This is a genomic window from Brachymonas moutaii (nom. illeg.) (genome assembly GCF_049977365.1).
Classification (GTDB): Bacteria; Pseudomonadota; Gammaproteobacteria; order Burkholderiales; family Burkholderiaceae_C; genus Brachymonas.
Window position 1 is genome coordinate 27529 of record NZ_JBNGEN010000005.1, and the last position, 17137, is coordinate 44665.

General features: G+C 66.2%; 14 protein-coding genes. 2 read left to right on the top strand and 12 right to left on the bottom strand.

Annotation, left to right across the window (positions count from 1 at the left end; genetic code table 11):
- The first annotated feature begins 294 nt into the window (after positions 1–294).
- Positions 295–963: a hypothetical protein gene (locus ACP2WS_RS07130; RefSeq protein ID WP_426460193.1), complete on the top strand. Its 669-nt coding sequence runs from the start codon at positions 295–297 to the stop codon at positions 961–963.
- Positions 964–1080: 117 nt separating this feature from the next.
- On the opposite strand, the gene ACP2WS_RS07135 is transcribed toward ACP2WS_RS07130, so the two are convergent.
- The 10 genes from ACP2WS_RS07135 to exaC form a co-directional block, all read right to left on the bottom strand.
- Entirely contained in the window at positions 1081–1986 is a 906-nt protein-coding gene (locus tag ACP2WS_RS07135) for a carbohydrate kinase family protein (protein WP_426460194.1), read from the bottom strand.
- Between the two features lie 44 nt (positions 1987–2030).
- Positions 2031–3881 carry a DUF3426 domain-containing protein gene (locus tag ACP2WS_RS07140; protein WP_426460195.1) on the bottom strand — a complete coding sequence of 617 codons (1851 nt, stop codon included), beginning with the start codon at positions 3879–3881 and terminating at the stop codon, positions 2031–2033.
- Between the two features lie 55 nt (positions 3882–3936).
- Entirely contained in the window at positions 3937–4845 is a 909-nt protein-coding gene (prmA, locus tag ACP2WS_RS07145; protein WP_374492154.1) for a 50S ribosomal protein L11 methyltransferase, read from the bottom strand.
- A gap of 118 nt (positions 4846–4963) precedes the next feature.
- Entirely contained in the window at positions 4964–6313 is a 1350-nt protein-coding gene (accC, locus tag ACP2WS_RS07150) for an acetyl-CoA carboxylase biotin carboxylase subunit (protein ID WP_374492155.1), read from the bottom strand.
- 288 nt (positions 6314–6601) lie between these two features.
- The gene (gene accB / locus ACP2WS_RS07155) at positions 6602–7063 is read right to left on the bottom strand and encodes an acetyl-CoA carboxylase biotin carboxyl carrier protein (protein ID WP_374492156.1); all 462 of its coding nucleotides are present in this window, start codon (positions 7061–7063) and stop codon (positions 6602–6604) included.
- Between the two features lie 208 nt (positions 7064–7271).
- Positions 7272–7838: a TlpA disulfide reductase family protein gene (locus ACP2WS_RS07160; RefSeq protein WP_426460196.1), complete on the bottom strand. Its 567-nt coding sequence runs from the start codon at positions 7836–7838 to the stop codon at positions 7272–7274.
- On the bottom strand, positions 7835–8431 hold the full coding sequence (locus tag ACP2WS_RS07165; RefSeq protein ID WP_426460197.1) for a hypothetical protein: 597 nt from the start codon (positions 8429–8431) through the stop codon (positions 7835–7837). Before ACP2WS_RS07165 ends, ACP2WS_RS07160 begins: the two co-directional genes overlap by 4 nt.
- A gap of 68 nt (positions 8432–8499) precedes the next feature.
- Positions 8500–9912 carry a UDP-N-acetylmuramate:L-alanyl-gamma-D-glutamyl-meso-diaminopimelate ligase gene (mpl, locus tag ACP2WS_RS07170; RefSeq protein ID WP_426460198.1) on the bottom strand — a complete coding sequence of 471 codons (1413 nt, stop codon included), beginning with the start codon at positions 9910–9912 and terminating at the stop codon, positions 8500–8502.
- A gap of 73 nt (positions 9913–9985) precedes the next feature.
- Complete coding sequence (locus tag ACP2WS_RS07175; RefSeq protein ID WP_426460199.1) at positions 9986–11134, bottom strand: iron-containing alcohol dehydrogenase; 1149 nt, start codon at positions 11132–11134, stop codon at positions 9986–9988.
- Positions 11135–11387: 253 nt separating this feature from the next.
- Positions 11388–12908 carry an acetaldehyde dehydrogenase ExaC gene (gene exaC / locus ACP2WS_RS07180; RefSeq protein ID WP_426460200.1) on the bottom strand — a complete coding sequence of 507 codons (1521 nt, stop codon included), beginning with the start codon at positions 12906–12908 and terminating at the stop codon, positions 11388–11390.
- Positions 12909–13285: 377 nt separating this feature from the next.
- On the opposite strand from exaC, the gene ACP2WS_RS07185 reads away from it, so the two are divergent.
- The gene (locus ACP2WS_RS07185; protein WP_426460201.1) at positions 13286–15322 is read left to right on the top strand and encodes a sigma-54-dependent Fis family transcriptional regulator; all 2037 of its coding nucleotides are present in this window, start codon (positions 13286–13288) and stop codon (positions 15320–15322) included.
- Positions 15323–15397: 75 nt separating this feature from the next.
- Here ACP2WS_RS07185 and ACP2WS_RS07190 read toward each other — a convergent pair whose 3' ends face one another.
- Entirely contained in the window at positions 15398–15757 is a 360-nt protein-coding gene (locus tag ACP2WS_RS07190) for a hypothetical protein (RefSeq protein ID WP_426460202.1), read from the bottom strand.
- Between the two features lie 197 nt (positions 15758–15954).
- Positions 15955–17088 (bottom strand): 3-deoxy-7-phosphoheptulonate synthase, encoded by a 1134-nt coding sequence (locus ACP2WS_RS07195; RefSeq protein WP_374492164.1) that lies wholly within the window; start codon positions 17086–17088, stop codon positions 15955–15957.
- Positions 17089–17137 lie beyond the last annotated feature (49 nt).

Consider the following 17137-nt stretch of genomic DNA (forward strand, 5'->3'; position numbering starts at 1 on the left):
CGAAATTTTAGGGCGCGAGCGCAGCCAGGTTGCGCATGCAGGGGGAAGCCCCGGAGCTGTCTGGCCGGGTGAATCGGTACTTTGTCACGAAAATCGCGCAGCTTCCGGTCGGGCCTCGGCTGGAAGGAATCCGCAGAGGGGATCTCCGGCCCCTGCGCCGTACCGGCTCCCCCGGCAGTCCGGCAGTATGATGCGGAATCGCTGTCTGCGCCGGAGGCACGGGGACGGGAGCATGGCTCGATGCGGCCCCGGCATCCTCCGGGCAGCGCATTTCCACGGCACACAGGAGAAACAATGGTCACCACACGAAAAACCGCCCATGCCACCCCCGCGACTCCGGCGGCGCAGGCTGCCGATACCCTGCAGCACGAAGCCGCAGCCCTGAAAGCCACCGTCAAGAAGAAGGCTGGCAAGGCGGCAGAAGCCGTCAAGGAAGCCGCTGCCGCAGGTGTCGAGCAGGTGCGTGTGCGCGCTGCACGCGCCCGTACCCGGGTGGCGCAATCCGAGACCGCGCTGGCACGGGAAGTGACGCGAGATACCCGGGCCGCCGAAGCCGCTGCAGCCACCGGTGCACGCACCGTTCGTCGCAGGGTGAAGGAAGCGGCGGCCACCGTGGCGGCCGAGGCGCAGGACGTGGTCGATACCGTGACTGACAAGGCGCAGGTCGTCGAGCGTGCCGTGAAGCGGAAGGTGCGTGCGGCCGAACGGACTGTGCGCGAAGCCCAGGCCGCCACGAAGCGTGAGGCAGCCGAATTCGAAAAGGAAGTGCTGGCAGGGGTAGCCGAGCAGCCCGCGCCGCGCAAGTCGCGTGCCTCCAAGCCCAAGGCCGAAGGAGCGGCTGCGGCCCCCAGGGCCACTCCTGCCGCAGACACTGCCAAATCCGCACGCCGCAGCAGCAAGGTCGCTGCAGCTCCGGCCACGGCAGCAAGCTCCTGGCCCTTCCCCACCGGCATCAAGCCCTGAGTCGCTGCGGAGAGCAGTGTCACCCGGTCCTGGTGCCATGGGGCCGCGAGCCCTGTGCAGGGGGCTCTGCAGTCCTCTGCACATCCCTCCACACGCAGGGGCTGTGGAGGACAGGCGTCAGAAGGCCGCCACGTCCTCGGGATCGATGTGGTAGTTCTGCGGGCCCCGGTGGGCGATCTTGCGGGCGCCCATGTAGTTGCCGAGCCGTGCGGCGCGGGTGAGGGGCCAGCCACGTTCCAGGCCCACCATCAGGGCGCCGCGCCAGGCGTCGCCACATCCCGTCGGATCCACGATCTCGCTGGCCTGGAAGGGTTCGACCACGGTGGTTTCGCCGCCCGTCCAGATTTCGCAGCCACGTCCCGACAGGGTCACGATCAGCCCCCGGAGCCGTGAGGCCAGGGCTGCGCGCTCCAGTCCGGTCTTCTCGCACAGCAGGAAGGCCTCGTACTCATTGAGCGTGAGCCAGGTGGCCTGGTCGATCAGGGCATGGAGCTCATCGCCCGCAAACTGCGAAATGGCCTGTCCGGGATCGAAGACAAAGGGAATGCCCGCCCGGTGCAGCTGCTGGGCATGCTCCTGCATGGCCTGCTTGCCATCCGGCGAAACGATGGCCACCGTGGCGCCCGTGTCGAGCGGCATGGTGTTGAGGTGGGCCTCGGCCATGGCACCCGGGTGGAAGGCCGTGAACTGGTTCTGGCGCCGGTCCGTCACGATCACGCACTGTGCGGTGTAGCACTCCGGCAGCACGGCAATATGGTCTGTGGCGATGCCGAGCTGGCGCAGCCGTTCGAGGTAGTTGCCGCCATCCTGGCCGATCGAGGCCACCGGAATCGGCTCTCCGCCGAGCTGCTTGACGGCATAGGCCACGTTGGCAGCACATCCCCCGAAGTCGCTGCGCATGCGAGGCGTCAGGAAGGAGACATTGAGTTTGTCGATCTGATCGGAGAGGATATGGTCGGCAAAGTGGCCGTCGAATTCCATGAGCACGTCGAAGGCCATGGAGCCGGAAATCAGAATAGGCATGGGGCAGGAAGAAAAGAAAAGGAAACAGGGGCCGTGCAGCCCTCTCAGGGATAGAACACGGCCACGCGATAGTTGTTCACGGCCTGATCGGCGCCGGCCGGACGGGGCACACGCACAATGAGCGTGTTGCTCCATTCGCCCTTGGGCGGCAGGACCTCGGGGGCCAGCAGATCTTCCGGCGTGGCCACGCGCCGATACAGGACCTTGCCGTCGGTGTTGAGCAGCACGATCTCGGCCGCTGGCATGGCCACGGGGTGCGTGCCCGTGTTGCGCAGCGTGAGGCCCAGGCGGAAATGGGTATCGTCGAGCTTGCGCAGGCTGTTGTTGTCGATGACGACGGACTCGATGTGCTTCCAGGGCTTGATGGTGCAGCCGAAGCGGGCACAGGCCGGCTCCAGGACGGCGCGCAGAAGGGGAGAGCGGGCATCGAGCATGTCGCGCTGCTGGTAGATCACCTGTCCTGCGAGCAGGACCGTGCCCGCCACGACGCCGGCCCCCAGGCCGAGGCGCACGGGCAGGCTGTGCCAGCGTGCCTTGCGGCGCGCGCGTTGCACGAAATCGGGCTCCTCGTCGTCCGTGTCGGGTATGAGGGTGTCGGGCGACAGCTCGGACGCAGGTGTCCCAGAGGCTTCTGGCGCGGTATCGGTCTCGGTGCTTCCTGGCACGAAGTGCGCTTGGTCGAGGCTGGAACCGGCCGTATCGATCTCGGCAGGCGCAGCCTCCTGGGGCGAGATGCCCGCATCGAAGTCGATGTGCAGAAGTCCATGGCCAGGTTGCCGGCTGCGACGCCGGGCCAGACGTGCTGCGCGTGTGTCGGGAACCGGCTGTGTTGTCAGCGCATCGGCAGAAGGGGCGCCGACAGACGGTGACGGATCGGCTGCAGGCTCCAGGACCGGCTCGGTGCGCAGAGGCTCTTTTTCTTCCGCCTCGGAAGTGGCCGGGAGTTCGTGGCGCACCGTCGCAGGTTCGGGCAAGGGCGCCGCGGTCGCAGCGGTCGGCAGAGCCTCCTGGGGAGCCTGCGGCAGCTTGGGGGCCGGCTGCAGGATTTCGACCGGCTCGGTTCTTTCCCCGGCTGCTTCCATCCCATCGTGCGGCATGGCGGCGGGGATTGCGCCGGCACGCCGGTCACGCGCCAGGGACCAGACCGCCGGCACTGTGGCCGCATGTGCAGAAGTGACCAGCTGGGGATCGCCGAGAGAAGACTGCGGCGCGGGCGCAGGACGTTCTGTGCGAGGTGCTTCTTCCGCTGCTGCACCTGCTTCGCCCTCGAGCGCCGGAGTCGGAGTCGGAGTCGGAGTCGGAGTCGGAGTCGGAGTCGGAGTCGGAGTCGGAGTCGGAGCGAGCAGTACCTTCAACAGGGCATCGAGGCCCTCGGTAGCCTCCGGCATGGGGATGACGGGCGGCTTGGCAGGCGCAACCGGCGATGCGGGGGGCCGAGGCACCTCTGCTGCAGCCGGTGCGATCGAAGGCGCTGGCTCCATGACCGGCTCGTCTGTGGGAGCAGGGCGGTCGGTCGCAGGGAGAGGCGCAGCGGTGAGCACCGGCGTCCGTTCTGCCGCGGCGGCTGCAGCTGGCGTGGCATGCACGTCCGGCAGCGCTGTTTTCAGGGCTTCAGGCGCTGCGTCGATGGCGGGGGCAGGAGCGGGAACCGCTTCGACAGTGTGTGTGGGCTGCGCTGGCGGCGGCGGAGCTGTCTGTGCCGAAGGGGAGGGCACCGTGGTCGGGGCCGGACTTTCTCCTTCGTCCGCGTCGTCCGGGAGGGCATGCAGGGTGGTGTAGGCCATGTACACATGGCTGCACTTGCCGCATCTCACCCAGCCGTTGGCGATGTGCAGCTGGTCCGGGACAATCCGGAAGGAAGTACCGCAGTGGGGGCAGTGGGAGACAAATCGCATCGTGTTGCCGATTGTAGGTCAGCAGCGTGTCTGCCCGGGCCGCTGGATGCGGGGCTCAGGCGCGGGTGGGCTTGGGCGCGGTAGCCGTCATGAGGATCCAGCCGTCTTCGCGGTCTGTCACCTGCAGGGACACGTAGGGCGCGTAGGCCTGCTGGAGCTCCTCGGCCTGGCGTTCCAGAATGCCGGCCAGCACCAGGTGGCCACCGGCCTGCAGGTGGCTGCACAGCAGGGGAGCGAGCACCTTGAGCGGGGTGGCCAGAATGTTGGCGATCACGGTCTGGTAGGCCGCAGCCGGCGGATCCACCAGGTCGGGCAGCCCGGCACGCAGGGTCACATGGTTGGCCGCAGCATTGGCCAGCGTGGATTCGACGGCAGCGGGGTCGATGTCCACCGCATCGATGGGATGGGCGCCGAAGAGGGCCGCCCCGATGGCCAGAATGCCGGAGCCGCAGCCATAATCCAGCACATGGCCGAGCTCGGCGGCATGGTGGGCGATCCAGCGCAGGCACATGCGCGTGGTGGGATGGGTGCCGGTGCCGAAGGCGAGTCCGGGATCGAGCCGCATGATCTGGCGGGCTTCGGCCGGGGCTTCATGCCAGCTCGGCACGATCCAGAAGGTGGGCGTGATGTCGACCGGAGCAAACTGCGATTGCGTCAGCCGCACCCAGTCCTGATCGGGCACTGCACGCACGTCGACCACCTGGCTGCCGGCAAAGAAGTCCTGCAGCTGCAGCAGCCGGGCCGCCTCGCGGGCCGCCTCTTCCTGGCGGAACAGGGCCACCAGGACGGAGCGGTCCCAGCTCTCCCGGGGGGCGGGCATGCCAGGTTCCCCGAACAGGGGCTGCTCGGACTCGGTCTGGGCGTCGGCATCTTCCACCGACACGCTCAGGGCGTCCAGGGCATCCAGGGCATCGCAGAGCGTCTCGACTTGGGCTTCGGGGCTGAGCAGGCGGAGTTCAAACATGGCAGAAACGTGCAGAACCTCCCGGGGGAGGCAGGGGCAGAAAGGAAAAGACCCTGGCGCGTCGCCGGACACCTGCCCAGGGGGGCAGCGTCCTGCAGCCGCGCAGGGTCACGGAGCATCAGCGGTCGCGGTGCTGCAGCCACTCTTCGAGATAGTGGATGTTGGTGCCGCCTTCCAGGAAGCGCGCATCCACCATCAGCTCGCGGTGCAGGGGGATGTTGGTGTTGATGCCCTCGATCACGGTCTCGCTCAGGGCCGTGCGCATGCGTGCAATGGCCTGTTCGCGGGTGTCGCCATGGGCAATGATCTTGCCGATCATGGAGTCGTAGTTGGAGGGGACGAAATAGTTGTTGTAGACATGGCTGTCGACCCGGATGCCGGGGCCGCCCGGGGCATGCCACTGCGTGATCCGCCCGGGAGAGGGCAGGCACTTGTAGGGGTCTTCGGCGTTGATGCGGCATTCGATGGCATGGCCGCGCAGCTGGATGTGCCGCTGGGCAAAGGGCAGCTTCTCGCCGGCCGCCACCAGGATCTGGGTGCGCACGATGTCGATGCCGGTGATTTTCTCGGTCACGGGATGTTCCACCTGCACGCGGGTGTTCATCTCGATGAAGTAGAACTCGCCGTTCTCGTACAGGAATTCGAAGGTACCCGCTCCCCGGTAGCCGATCTTCTTGCAGGCTGCGACGCAGCGTTCGCCGATGCGCTCGATGAGGCGGCGGGGAATGCCGTGTGCCGGTGCTTCCTCGATCACCTTCTGGTGGCGGCGCTGCATCGAGCAGTCGCGCTCGCCGAGGTAGACCGCGTTGCGGTGCGTGTCGGCCATCACCTGGATCTCGATGTGACGGGGGTTCTGGAGGAACTTCTCCATGTAGACCGAGGGGTTGCCGAAGGCCGTGCCGGCCTCTGCCTTGGTCATGGCCACGGCGTTGACCAGGGCTGCTTCGGTGTGCACCACGCGCATGCCGCGTCCGCCGCCGCCGCCCGATGCCTTGATGATGACGGGATAGCCGATCTGGCGGGCAATGCGCTTGATGGCGGCCGGATCATCGGGCAATTCGCCGTCGGAGCCCGGCACGCAAGGCACACCGGCCTTGATCATGGCCTGCTTGGCAGACACCTTGTCGCCCATCAGACGGATGGATTCGGCAGTGGGGCCGATGAAGGTGAAGCCGCTTTTCTCGACCCGCTCGGCAAAGTCGGCGTTCTCGCTCAGGAAGCCGTAGCCGGGGTGAATGGCCTCGGCGTCCGTGACTTCGGCCGCAGAGATCAGGGCAGGCATGTTCAGGTAGCTCTGCGAGGACGGCGCCGGGCCGATGCAGATGGCTTCATCGGCCAGCTTGATGTACTTGGCGTCGCGATCGGCCTCGGAATAGACCATGACGGCCTTGATGCCCATTTCCTTGCAGGCGCGCTGGACGCGCAGGGCGATTTCGCCGCGATTGGCGATCAGGATTTTCTTGAACATAGGGAGGATTTCCTCGGGACGAGTCCTTCTGGGGCGTCCGGCATGGAGCGCCGGAATACCGGGAAAACGGCACCAGGCAGAGGGCGGGGGAGCTGTATGCCTGCGGCGGTCCGCGAAATGTCCCGGCAGACCCTGGCCCCGAGCCTGGCGCTCTTTTCTCGCGGCACGTCCGAAGGAAGGAGTGCCGCGCATGTCGACCGCAAGGCCCGATCACAGGCCGGCAGGCGGAGAGGGAGCGAACGGGGCGGGCGCATGGAGAATGCCTGCCGGAAGGACGGTGGGCCCGTCTTATTCGATGATGAACAGGGTCTGGCCGAATTCCACCGTGTCCCCGTTCTCGCACAGGATCTGCTTGACCACGCCGGACTTGTCGGCTTCGATCTCGTTGAGGATCTTCATGGCCTCGACGATGCACAGCGGGTCGCCTTCCTTCACCGTGCTGCCCACTTCCACGAACGGGTCGGAGCCGGGGCTGCTGGCACGGTAGAACGTGCCCACCATCGGAGACTTGACCTGATGGCCGCTGGGCTGTTCGGGCTCGGCGGCGGCTGGAGCCGCTGCGGGGGCCGCAGCAGGAGCTGCAGCGGCCGGAAGAGCTGCAGGCACCGGCATCATGGCCGGCATGACGGCCTGTACGGCACCGCCGCCCTTGACGATGCGGACCTTGCCTTCGGCTTCGGTGATTTCGAGTTCGGAGACGTTGGATTCAGACACCAGGTCGATGAGTGTCTTGAGTTTGCGTAGATCCATGATGAGGATGTTCCAGACAAAAGAGGAGGGTGAACCAATGGGGTGAATGTAACGCAAATCAGGAAATTTGCGTCTTTTGTGGGCTACTTTCCCTTATTTTTCATCTATCTTCCATCGTGCATGGCCGGGGTGGAGAGGGTAATGGACAGGAATCTTGCGTGGAGTTCGCGCCTTTTGGAACGGATTTGGTGCCTTGAATCGCGTGATTTCAGGATTTTTCGGTGGTGACCCAGTGATTGAGCTGCTTGGGGTGGAGCTGCCCCAGATGGCGGTCCGCAATGGCACCGCTCGCGTCGAAAAGCACGCTGAAGGGCAGGGAGCCCTGGGTATCTCCCAGAGCGCGCGCCAGGTCCAGCCCTTCGTCGCCCGCCAGTGCGATGGGGAACGGCATGGGGTGGCGCGCCAGAAAACGCCGGACGGCATCGGGCCGATCCACGGCCAGACCCAGAACTTGCCAGCCGTTGGTCTGATGATGCCGGTAGAACTCGGCAAGCAGGGGCATTTCCTGTACGCAGGGCGGGCACCAGCTGGCCCAGAAGTTGAGCAGCAGGGGGCGGCCCTTGAAGGTGCGCACAGCCAGGGGCGTGCCGTCGGGGGTGGGGAATGAGCGCTCCCACCAGTCGGCCTTGGGAATCGGAGCCAGGCCTGCGGCAGGAGAGGGCGGATCACGCCGGAGCCATGCCACAGAGCCTGCGGCGGCGAGGGCCGCCACGGCCACGCCGGCACCCAGCATCGTTCGCCGTGAAGGGCGGGGGAGAGGGCGTTCGTCTGTCATGCAGCATCCTCCTGCAGTCGGGCTGCCAGCTGGGCGGCTGTGCCGCGGGGTTTGCGGCGGGCCTGGTCGGGCTGGAGGGCGCCGCGCTGCGCTCTGCCGTCGTTGACCAGCAGGTGCACGCCCACATCTTCCCCGAGTTCGGGGCACCAGGCGTGCAGGCTCAGTGCATCCACGTCCGTCCCGTGCAGACCGGTGACGCGGGTCACCTCGTAGTCCAGATTCTGGTTGATGAGGGTGAGCTCGACGGCCTTGGGGTCGTCCGAGAAGAGCTGGAGATAGATGTCGTTGAGCCGTGTGGCGGTGCCGTGCCAGATGGCGCCGCCGATGAGGGGGGCGTATTCGGCGAGCCGTTCCATCCACTGCAGTGCCAGCTGCCTGAGGGCTGCCAGCTCGGTGGGCTGCGTATCGGCGCAGAAGACGGCCAGATACTCGCGGACAGCGGCTTCGAGGAGCAGGTTGTCCGGCAGCGGGGTGCGGGGCGACAGCTTGAGCTGCCGGAGCGCGCGCTGCTTGGCGGCGCCGTAATCGAGCCCTTCCTCGACCACCAGACGGGCTGCGGTGGCGGTCAGGGTGTCCAGGGAGATGTCATGCATGATGCAGGCCTCCCGTGACGGGGAAATGGGCACAGGGAGCCTGCTGGGGCACCTGTGCCGGGAGGAGATCAGCCCGCGAGTCGGGCCAGCAGTTTGTCATGGATGCCTCCGAAGCCTCCATTGCTCATGCAGAGAATGTGGTCTCCCGGGCGGGCGGCGGCGGCCACCTGCTCGACCAGTGCGGCAATGTCGCCGGCTACCTGGGCACGGGAACCCATGGGGGCCAGCGCTTCGGCAGCGTCCCAGTCGAGCCCGCCCGCGTGGCAGAACGCCAGGTCTGCCTCTTCCAGGCTCCAGGGCAGTTGCGACTTCATGGTGCCGAGCTTCATGGTGTTGCTGCGAGGCTCGAAGACGGCCAGGATGCGGTCCTGGCGACGGCCTTCGGCGTCGAGGCGGCGGCGCAGACCATCGACCGTGGTGCGGATGGCCGTGGGATGGTGGGCGAAGTCGTCGTAGACGGTGATGGTGCCGCCGGCGCGTGCCACGGTGCCGCGCACTTCCATGCGGCGGCGGGCATTGGCGAACTGCCCCAGGGCGGCTGCGGCCGTGTGCGGATCGACCCCCACGTGGGCAGCGGCAGCGATGGCGGCGAGCGCATTGCGCTGGTTGTGCATGCCGGTCATGCCCCATTGCACATGGCCGACGATCTGTCCCCGGTGGAGCACGTCGAAGTCATGGGGTTCGCCCTGGGCGGTGTAGTCGCTGTCGGGTGCGCCGAAGCGGCTCACTTCGCTCCAGCAGCCCATGTCGAGCACGCGGGCCAGGGAGGCTTCGAGGCCATTGACCACGACGCGGCCGGTAGAGGGGACGGTGCGCACAAGGTGGTGAAACTGGCGCTCGATGGCAGCCAGATCGTCGAAGATGTCGGCGTGGTCGAATTCCAGGTTGTTGAGCACGGCGGTGCGCGGCCGGTAGTGCACGAACTTGCTGCGCTTGTCGAAGAAGGCGGTGTCGTACTCGTCGGCCTCGATGACGAAGTAGCTGCGGGCATGTCCCGGGGCCAGATGTCCGAGGCGGGCGGAGACCCCGAAGTTGAGAGGGACGCCGCCGACGAGGAAGCCGGGGGTGAGTCCGGCCGATTCCAGAATCCAGGCCAGCATGGAGGTGGTGGTGGTCTTGCCGTGCGTGCCTGCCACGGCCAGCACATGGCGGCCCTGCAGGACGTTTTCGGCCAGCCACTGCGGGCCGCTGGTGTAGGGCAGGCCCTGATCGAGGATGGCTTCCATGAGCGGAAACCTGGGGCTGCCGTCGGCATGGTGCACGCGGCTCACGACGTTGCCGATCACGTAGATGTCGGGCTGCAGGGCGGTCTGGCTGGCATCGAACCCTTCGATGAGGTCGATGCCGAGCGCCCGCAGCTGGTCGCTCATGGGGGGATAGACACCGGCATCGCAGCCGGTGACCGTGTGTCCGGCCTCACGGGCCAGCGCCGCGACACCTCCCATGAAGGTGCCGCAAATGCCAAGAATGTGGATATGCATGGTTGGGCATTGTAGGCGCTGGCCGTGCCGGACGCGGGATGACGGCGGCGGTCTTCCCGCGGTCGGTGTGCGCTCAGCGCGGACCGAAGGCCGCTTCGAAGATGCCGACGATTTCGGTGTGTCCAGCCTGTACCGGGTTGGTCAGGCCACAGACGTCCTTGAGCGCATTGGCGGCCAGCGTGTCGAAGTCGTCGCGCTTGACGCCGAGTTCTTCCAGCGACTTGGGAATGCCGACGATGTCAGCCAGCTTCTTGATGGCAGGGATGGTGTCGAGTCCGGCCAGGTCGGGATTGTTGTCCTGCAGCAGGGTGCCGATTTCTCCGAGCTTGCCACCGGCAGCCTGAAGGTTGAAGGCCTGCACATGGGGCAGCAGCAGGGCGTTGCACACGCCGTGGGGCAGGTTGTAGAAGCCGCCGAGCTGGTGGGCCATGGCATGCACATAGCCAAGGGAGGCATTGTTGAAGGCCATGCCGGCGAGAAACTGGGCGTAGGCCATCTGTTCGCGGGCTTCCTTGTTGTGGGGTTCCTTGACGGCCACGGGCAGGTAGCGGGCAATCAGCGCCACGGCCTTGACGGCGCAGGCATCGGTGATGGGCGATGCGGCGGTGGAGACGTAGGCTTCGACGGCGTGGGTGAGGGCGTCCATGCCCGTGGCGGCGGTCAGGCCTGCGGGCATGCCTTCCATGAGCTCGGGGTCGTTGACCGACATGAAGGGCGTGACGTGCTTGTCGACGATGGCCATCTTCACGTGGCGGCTCTCGTCGGTGATGATGGTGAAGCGGGTCATCTCGGACGCGGTGCCGGCCGTGGTGTTGATGGCCAGCAGCGGCAGCTGCGGCTTGGCAGACTTGTCGAGCCCTTCGTAATCGGCGATGGCACCGCCGTTGCTGGCGACCAGGGCCACGCCCTTGGCGCAGTCATGGGCGGAACCGCCACCCAGGGAGATCACCAGGTCGCACTGGGCTTCGTGCAGCATGGCAAGGCCGGCATTGACGTTGCCGATGGTGGGGTTGGGCTGCACGCCGTCGAAGACGGTGCTGGCAATGCCCTTGGCGGTCAGCTTGTCGGCCAGGGTCTGGGCCAGGCCCATGCGGGCGAGCGCGGCATCGGTGACGATGAGCGCCTTGCGGAAGCCGCTTTCACCCAGCTGGCGGACGGCCTCGTCGAGGGCGCCTGCGCCGAGCAGGTTGTTGGAGGGCATGAAGAATTGCGACAGTGCCATGTTCAGTTCCTGTAGGGGTAAGTAGGAAGGAAAGAGGAAGGACACTTCGGAGGCATGGCTGACGCCGCACCGGCGCGGAAGCGCGAGGGATCACCTCGGTTCCGCGGCATGCGGCAGGATCGCTGAACTGCGCCAACCCTGGGTCCGGAGCGCCCGGGTCCACCCCTGTGCACCGGGTGGCGGGCAGGAGGGACGGAGGCCGCACGGAGCATATCGCCGCGCGGCACGGGAGCACCTGACGGAGATCAGGCGATCAGAAGAAGCCCAGCTTGTTTTCGCTGTAGCTCACCAGCAGGTTCTTGGTCTGCTGATAGTGGTCGAGCATCATCTTGTGGGTTTCGCGGCCCAGGCCCGATTCCTTGTAGCCACCGAACGCAGCGTGGGCGGGGTAGGCGTGGTAGCAGTTGGTCCACACGCGGCCGGCCTTGATGGAGCGGCCCATGCGGTAGGCCAGATTTCCGTTGCGGGTCCACACGCCGGCGCCCAGGCCATACTGGGTGTCGTTGGCGATCGACAGGGCTTCGGCCTCGTCGCGGAAGGTGGTCACGGCGAGCACGGGGCCGAAGATTTCCTCCTGGAAGATGCGCATCTTGTTGTGCCCCTTGAACAGGGTCGGCTGGATGTAGTAGCCGCCAGCCAGGTCACCGGGCAGCTGCGCCGGGGCGCCACCGCACAGGACCTGGGCGCCTTCTTCCTTGCCGAGCTCCAGGTAGGAGGAAATCTTGTCGAGCTGCATCTGGCTGGCCTGGGCACCGATCATGGTCTCGGTGTCGAGCGGGTTGCCCTGCTTGATGGCAGCCACCCGCGGCAGGCAGCGTTCCATGAATCGGTCGTAGATCGATTCCTGAATCAGGGCACGGGACGGGCAGGTGCACACTTCGCCCTGGTTGAAGGCGAACAGCACCAGTCCTTCGATGGCCTTGTCGAGGTAGGCGTCGTCGCGCGCCATGATGTCCTCGAAGAAGATGTTGGGCGACTTGCCTCCCAGTTCCAGCGTGGCAGGGATCAGGTTGCCGGCAGCGGCCTGTGCGATCACGCGACCCGTGGCGGTGGAGCCGGTGAAGGCGATCTTGGCAATGCGCTTGCTGGTGGCCAGCGGCATGCCGGCTTCGCGCCCGAAGCCATTGACCACGTTGAGCACGCCCGGGGGCAGCAGGTCGGCGATGAGTTCGACCAGCACCAGGATGGAGGTGGGGGTCGATTCGGCGGGCTTGAGCACCACGCAGTTGCCGGCCCCAATGGCAGGGGCCAGTTTCCAGGCGGCCATCAGCAGCGGGAAGTTCCAGGGAATGATCTGGCCGACCACGCCCAGAGGTTCATGGTAGTGGTAGGCCACCGTGTTCTCGTCGATGTCCGACATGTTGCCTTCCTGTGCGCGCAGGCAGCCGGCAAAGTAGCGGAAATGGTCGGCAGAGAGGGGGACGTCGGCGTTGAGCGTTTCGCGGATCGGCTTGCCGTTGTCCACCGTTTCGGCGTAGGCCAGCTTCTCCAGGTTCTGTTCGATGCGGTCCGCAATCTTGAGCAGGATGTTGCTGCGGTCGGCAGCGGGGGTCTTGCCCCACTGGTCGGCAGCGGCATGGGCGGCATCCAGGGCCAGCTCGACGTCCTCGGCGGTGGAGCGTGCGGCCTGGCAGTAGACCTGTCCCGTCACCGGGGTGATGTTGTCGAAGTATTCGCCCTTGACCGGAGGCGTCCACTTGCCGCCGATGAAGTTGTCGTACTTGGCCTTGAACTGGACGGGCGCGCTGGGCTGGCCGGGGTAGGAATAGATCATGGATGTCTCCTGTTTGAGGTTGTGCTTGTCGCCGTCGGCGGACTGCGGGAGTCCGCTGCGGCTGCGGCCCATCGAGCAACAGGCGTGCCAGTTCGAGCAATCCAAGGGAAATTCCGGACACTCCTCTATAAGACTTGGTTTTCACATGGAGAATCTGGTTTTCACATCGACTTCGATGAACACCATTCTGTGCCATGAGTGTCTTGAATGAGGACGGGTGTGTCATAAGTGAACATGGCGCATCTGTGTCATGCACGGGCTGCAGCGCAGACAGTCCCATGGCGGGGGTTTACCCGTTTGGATGCGGCGCGGGCCCATGCTAGGATGCCGCCGAAACGGCGCCCGACAGGGCGGACGAGGACCCTACCATGCCCATCATGACCTCCCGAGACGAAGCGAGCCTGCAGCAGGCCCGCCGGATGCTGCAGCAACGCGGGGCGCTGCCTGAGGGGGTGTTGCCCGACACCCTGGGATATGTGTCGCGTTCATGGAACCGCAGCGCTGCAGCGGGCCTGCACGCGGGGCTGGACCCCCAGCGTGGACTGCCCGTGAGCCGCTTCGAGCTGGCCCAGGCCACCGAGCGCCAGCACGAGCTCTTGGCGCATGCACGGCCGGTCATGGAATATCTGCACGGCCAGATGCGTGACAGCAGCAGCATGGTCATCCTGGCAGACGAGGCCGGACTCCTGCTGCATGCCCTGGGCGATGCCCGGTTTCTCGACCGTGCCCAGCGCGTGGCGCTGATGCCTGGCGCATCCTGGCATGAGACCCACCGCGGCACCAATGCCATCGGCACCGCGCTGGCCGAAGGGGTGCCCATCGCGGTCCATGGGGCCGAGCATTTTCTGGAGTGCAACGGCTTTCTCACCTGCGCGGCGGCGCCGGTCACCGGGCCTGATGGCCGCATTCTGGGGGTGCTCGACATTTCCGGCGAGCGCAGCAACCGCCATCCACATACCTTCAGCATGGTGCGGGCGGCAACGCAGATGATCGAGAACCGCCTGTTCGAGGCGCGTCACGGCAGCCATGTGCGGCTGCATTTCCATCCTCTGCCCGAAGGCATCGGCACCATCGCAGAAGGGGTCATTGCGCTCGATGAAACGCACCACATCGTGGGGGCCAACCAGGCGGCCCTGGCGTTTCTGGGACTCGATACCCACAAGCTCGGGCGGGTGTCGCTCGAACAGGTGTTCGACACCACGACCGAGCAGATGCTGGCCCGGGAGCGCCGGCAGCCTCAGGTGGTGTTTGCCCTGCATCTGCGGGGGCGGCAGCCCGCGGTACAGATTCTGCATGCGCGGGTGATGCTTCCAGCCCAGGGGGGGCTGCGTGGAGAGGTCGTGATCGACCAGTCCGTGCCGTCGTCTGCACCCCAGGACGAACTCGCCCGGCTCGACACCGGCGATGCGGACTGGCATGTGCTGATCGGCAAGGCCCGCAAGATGCTCGGGCAGCCCATACCGCTGCTTCTGCACGGCGAATCCGGCACCGGCAAGGAAGTGCTGGCCAAGGCCCTGCACCGCAGCGGTCCTCGCAGTGCGCAGACCCTGGTGGCGGTGAACTGTGCAGCCCTGCCCGAGCACCTCATCGAAGCCGAACTCTTTGGCTATGCTCCCGGCGCCTATACGGGAGCCCGGCGCGAAGGAGCTCCCGGACGCATCCGGGAGGCCCATCGCGGCACGCTTTTCCTCGACGAGATCGGCGACATGCCGCTGTCGCTGCAGACACGGTTGCTGCGCGTGCTGCAGGACCGGCAGGTCGTCCCTCTGGGCGGCGGACAGCCCATCGCCGTCGACTTTGCCCTCATCTGCGCCACCCATCGCGACCTTAAGCAAGAGGTGGCCGCCGGGCGCTTCCGGGCCGACCTGTACTGGCGGCTCAATGGGCTGACCCTGCATCTGCCGCCCTTGCGCGTACGCAAGGATCTGTCGACCCTCATGGCGCGCATGCTGGCCGACATGGCTCCACGGCGCGACATCGCGCTCGCACCGGAGCTGCAGCAGGCCTTCGAGGCCTATGGCTGGCCAGGCAACCTGCGCCAGCTCGACAACGTGCTGCGCACGGCCGTGGCCCTGCTCGGGGATGCCTCCTGCATCGAACGCGAGCACCTGCCCGATGACCTGCTGCCCGAACTTGACGCTGCGCGGTTCCCGGAAGAGCGAGAGGGCAGCCCCTCCGCGTCCCTGCACGCAGCAGAGTGCCCCGAGGTGCTCGACGATGCGGCGGTGTCGGGACTGGCGTCTTCGCCTGTGGAGCCGATCACCCTGGCTGCCCTGACCCTGGCTGCGGTGGAACAGGCCCTGCAGGCTGCAGACGGCAATGTGTCACTCGCCGCGCGCCGGCTCGGCGTCAGCCGCAACACCCTCTATCGCCGCCTGCGCCAGCGCGATGACGCAGAACAGCCTCCCGCCTGATTTCCTCCATTGGAGAGGGGGCACAGAGGGAGACAGCAGGGCTGGATTCGTGTGCCATCCGCGCTGCAGCGACGACTAGGAATGCGGCGCCGTGCGCGTGCCGGGGATGGCAGGAGCCGGCGGACAGAAAGTGACCGAGGCCATGGTGGCGTCGATCAGGATCACCTCCTGATCGAGTGCCGCGTGGGCAGCGCTGGCAAAGGCGCGGGCCCACTCTGGATCGGCAAACCCCTGCCTGCCTGCCGCCTGGGCCACGCACACCACCTTGTCCGCATTGAGCACCTTGCCCGAACGGCGCAAGGGCTCGCAGGCATACCGAATGAATTCGCGGTCGAGCCATGCGCGCGCAGCCCTGGGATCCATGGGCTGCGCCTGATCGAGCGGAAAGGTGAAGGCGTGCTGCGCATCGAAGCGCACGGACAGTTCACTGTGCATCGTGGAACTCCTCACAGGAATGCTCCACTGGGCGGAGCGAGGCATCGAAAAGGCCAACAGGCCCTCAGGCCAGCTTAGCAGCGCCCAGATCCTCTCTTGCCCTTCGCAGGCTCGGGAATTACCCTTGGGAGCCAAGCCTCGCAGCAGACCGCAGGCACGCGATACGCGAGCCGCTCTGCTGCGGAGGTCCTGTGCCTTCAGCCTTTCTTGTGGGCCTTGCGGCGAGCCTCCACGGCATTGGAAAGCACCTGCAGCGCCTGGATGGAGTCATCCCAGCCGATGCAGGCATCGGTGATGCTCTTGCCGTATTCGAGCTGGGCAGGATCGTCCTTGCCAGGGGTGAACTTCTGGGCTCCCTCATGGATGTTGCTCTCGATCATCACCCCGAAGACCTGCGTGGACCCCGCAGCCATCTGGCGAGCGATCTCGCGCACCACTTCGAGCTGCTTCTCGTGCTTCTTGCTGCTGTTGGCATGGCTGCAGTCCACCATGACGGTCGGACGCAGGTGCGCTGCTTCCAGATCTCTGCAGGCCGCCTGCACGCTGGCTTCGTCATAGTTGGGTGCCTTGCCGCCGCGCAGAATGACGTGGCAATCCTCGTTGCCCGATGTGTGCACGATGGCCACCTGACCGTTCTTGTGTACCGACAGGAAGTGGTGCCCGCGCGAGGCCGCCTGGATGGCATCGGTGGCGATCTTGAGATTGCCGTCCGTGCCGTTCTTGAAGCCGATCGGAGCCGACAGCCCGCTGGCCAGCTCACGGTGCACCTGGCTCTCTGTGGTGCGGGCACCGATGGCGCCCCAGCTGATGAGGTCGCCGATGTACTGGGGAGAAATCACGTCCAGGAATTCGCTTGCAGCCGGAAGACCCAGCCGGTTGATCTCGATGAGCAGCTGGCGGGCGATGCGCAGCCCCTCGTCGATGCGGCAGCTCTCATCGAGGTAGGGGTCGTTGATGAGGCCCTTCCAGCCCACGGTGGTGCGGGGCTTCTCGAAGTACACCCGCATCACCACTTCCAGAGTGTCGCTGTAGGTTTCGCGCAGCTTCTGCAGGCGGCGGGCATAGTCGAGCGCGGCGGGCACGTCATGGATGGAGCACGGTCCGATGATCACCAGCAGGCGGTCATCCTTGCCCCGCATGATGTCGTGAATGGTGCGGCGGGTGTTCTCCACCAGCTTCTCCACCGGCGAGCCATGAATGGGGAAGAAACGGATCAGGTGGTCGGGAGGAGGCAGCACGGTCAGGCTCTTGAGGCGGGTGTTGTCGGTCTGGCTGGTCTTGTCGGCAGGCTGGGAAAACCAGGCTGTGTCGTTCGTCTTGCTGGCGGACATGAGGGCAACTCCTTGCACAAAGCGGTGGGAAGAACAGGGGATGAAACCG

Bases quoted from the DNA above. Each gene is read 5' to 3' on its own strand.
- ACP2WS_RS07130 (WP_426460193.1), top strand. From the start codon at position 295: ATGGTCACCACACGAAAAACCGCCCATGCCACCCCCGCGACTCCGGCG.
- ACP2WS_RS07135 (WP_426460194.1), bottom strand. From the start codon at position 1,986: ATGCCTATTCTGATTTCCGGCTCCATGGCCTTCGACGTGCTCATGGAA.
- ACP2WS_RS07140 (WP_426460195.1), bottom strand. From the start codon at position 3,881: ATGCGATTTGTCTCCCACTGCCCCCACTGCGGTACTTCCTTCCGGATT.
- prmA (WP_374492154.1), bottom strand. From the start codon at position 4,845: ATGTTTGAACTCCGCCTGCTCAGCCCCGAAGCCCAAGTCGAGACGCTC.
- accC (WP_374492155.1), bottom strand. From the start codon at position 6,313: ATGTTCAAGAAAATCCTGATCGCCAATCGCGGCGAAATCGCCCTGCGC.
- accB (WP_374492156.1), bottom strand. From the start codon at position 7,063: ATGGATCTACGCAAACTCAAGACACTCATCGACCTGGTGTCTGAATCC.
- ACP2WS_RS07160 (WP_426460196.1), bottom strand. From the start codon at position 7,838: ATGACAGACGAACGCCCTCTCCCCCGCCCTTCACGGCGAACGATGCTG.
- ACP2WS_RS07165 (WP_426460197.1), bottom strand. From the start codon at position 8,431: ATGCATGACATCTCCCTGGACACCCTGACCGCCACCGCAGCCCGTCTG.
- mpl (WP_426460198.1), bottom strand. From the start codon at position 9,912: ATGCATATCCACATTCTTGGCATTTGCGGCACCTTCATGGGAGGTGTC.
- ACP2WS_RS07175 (WP_426460199.1), bottom strand. From the start codon at position 11,134: ATGGCACTGTCGCAATTCTTCATGCCCTCCAACAACCTGCTCGGCGCA.
- exaC (WP_426460200.1), bottom strand. From the start codon at position 12,908: ATGATCTATTCCTACCCCGGCCAGCCCAGCGCGCCCGTCCAGTTCAAG.
- ACP2WS_RS07185 (WP_426460201.1), top strand. From the start codon at position 13,286: ATGACCTCCCGAGACGAAGCGAGCCTGCAGCAGGCCCGCCGGATGCTG.
- ACP2WS_RS07190 (WP_426460202.1), bottom strand. From the start codon at position 15,757: ATGCACAGTGAACTGTCCGTGCGCTTCGATGCGCAGCACGCCTTCACC.
- ACP2WS_RS07195 (WP_374492164.1), bottom strand. From the start codon at position 17,088: ATGTCCGCCAGCAAGACGAACGACACAGCCTGGTTTTCCCAGCCTGCC.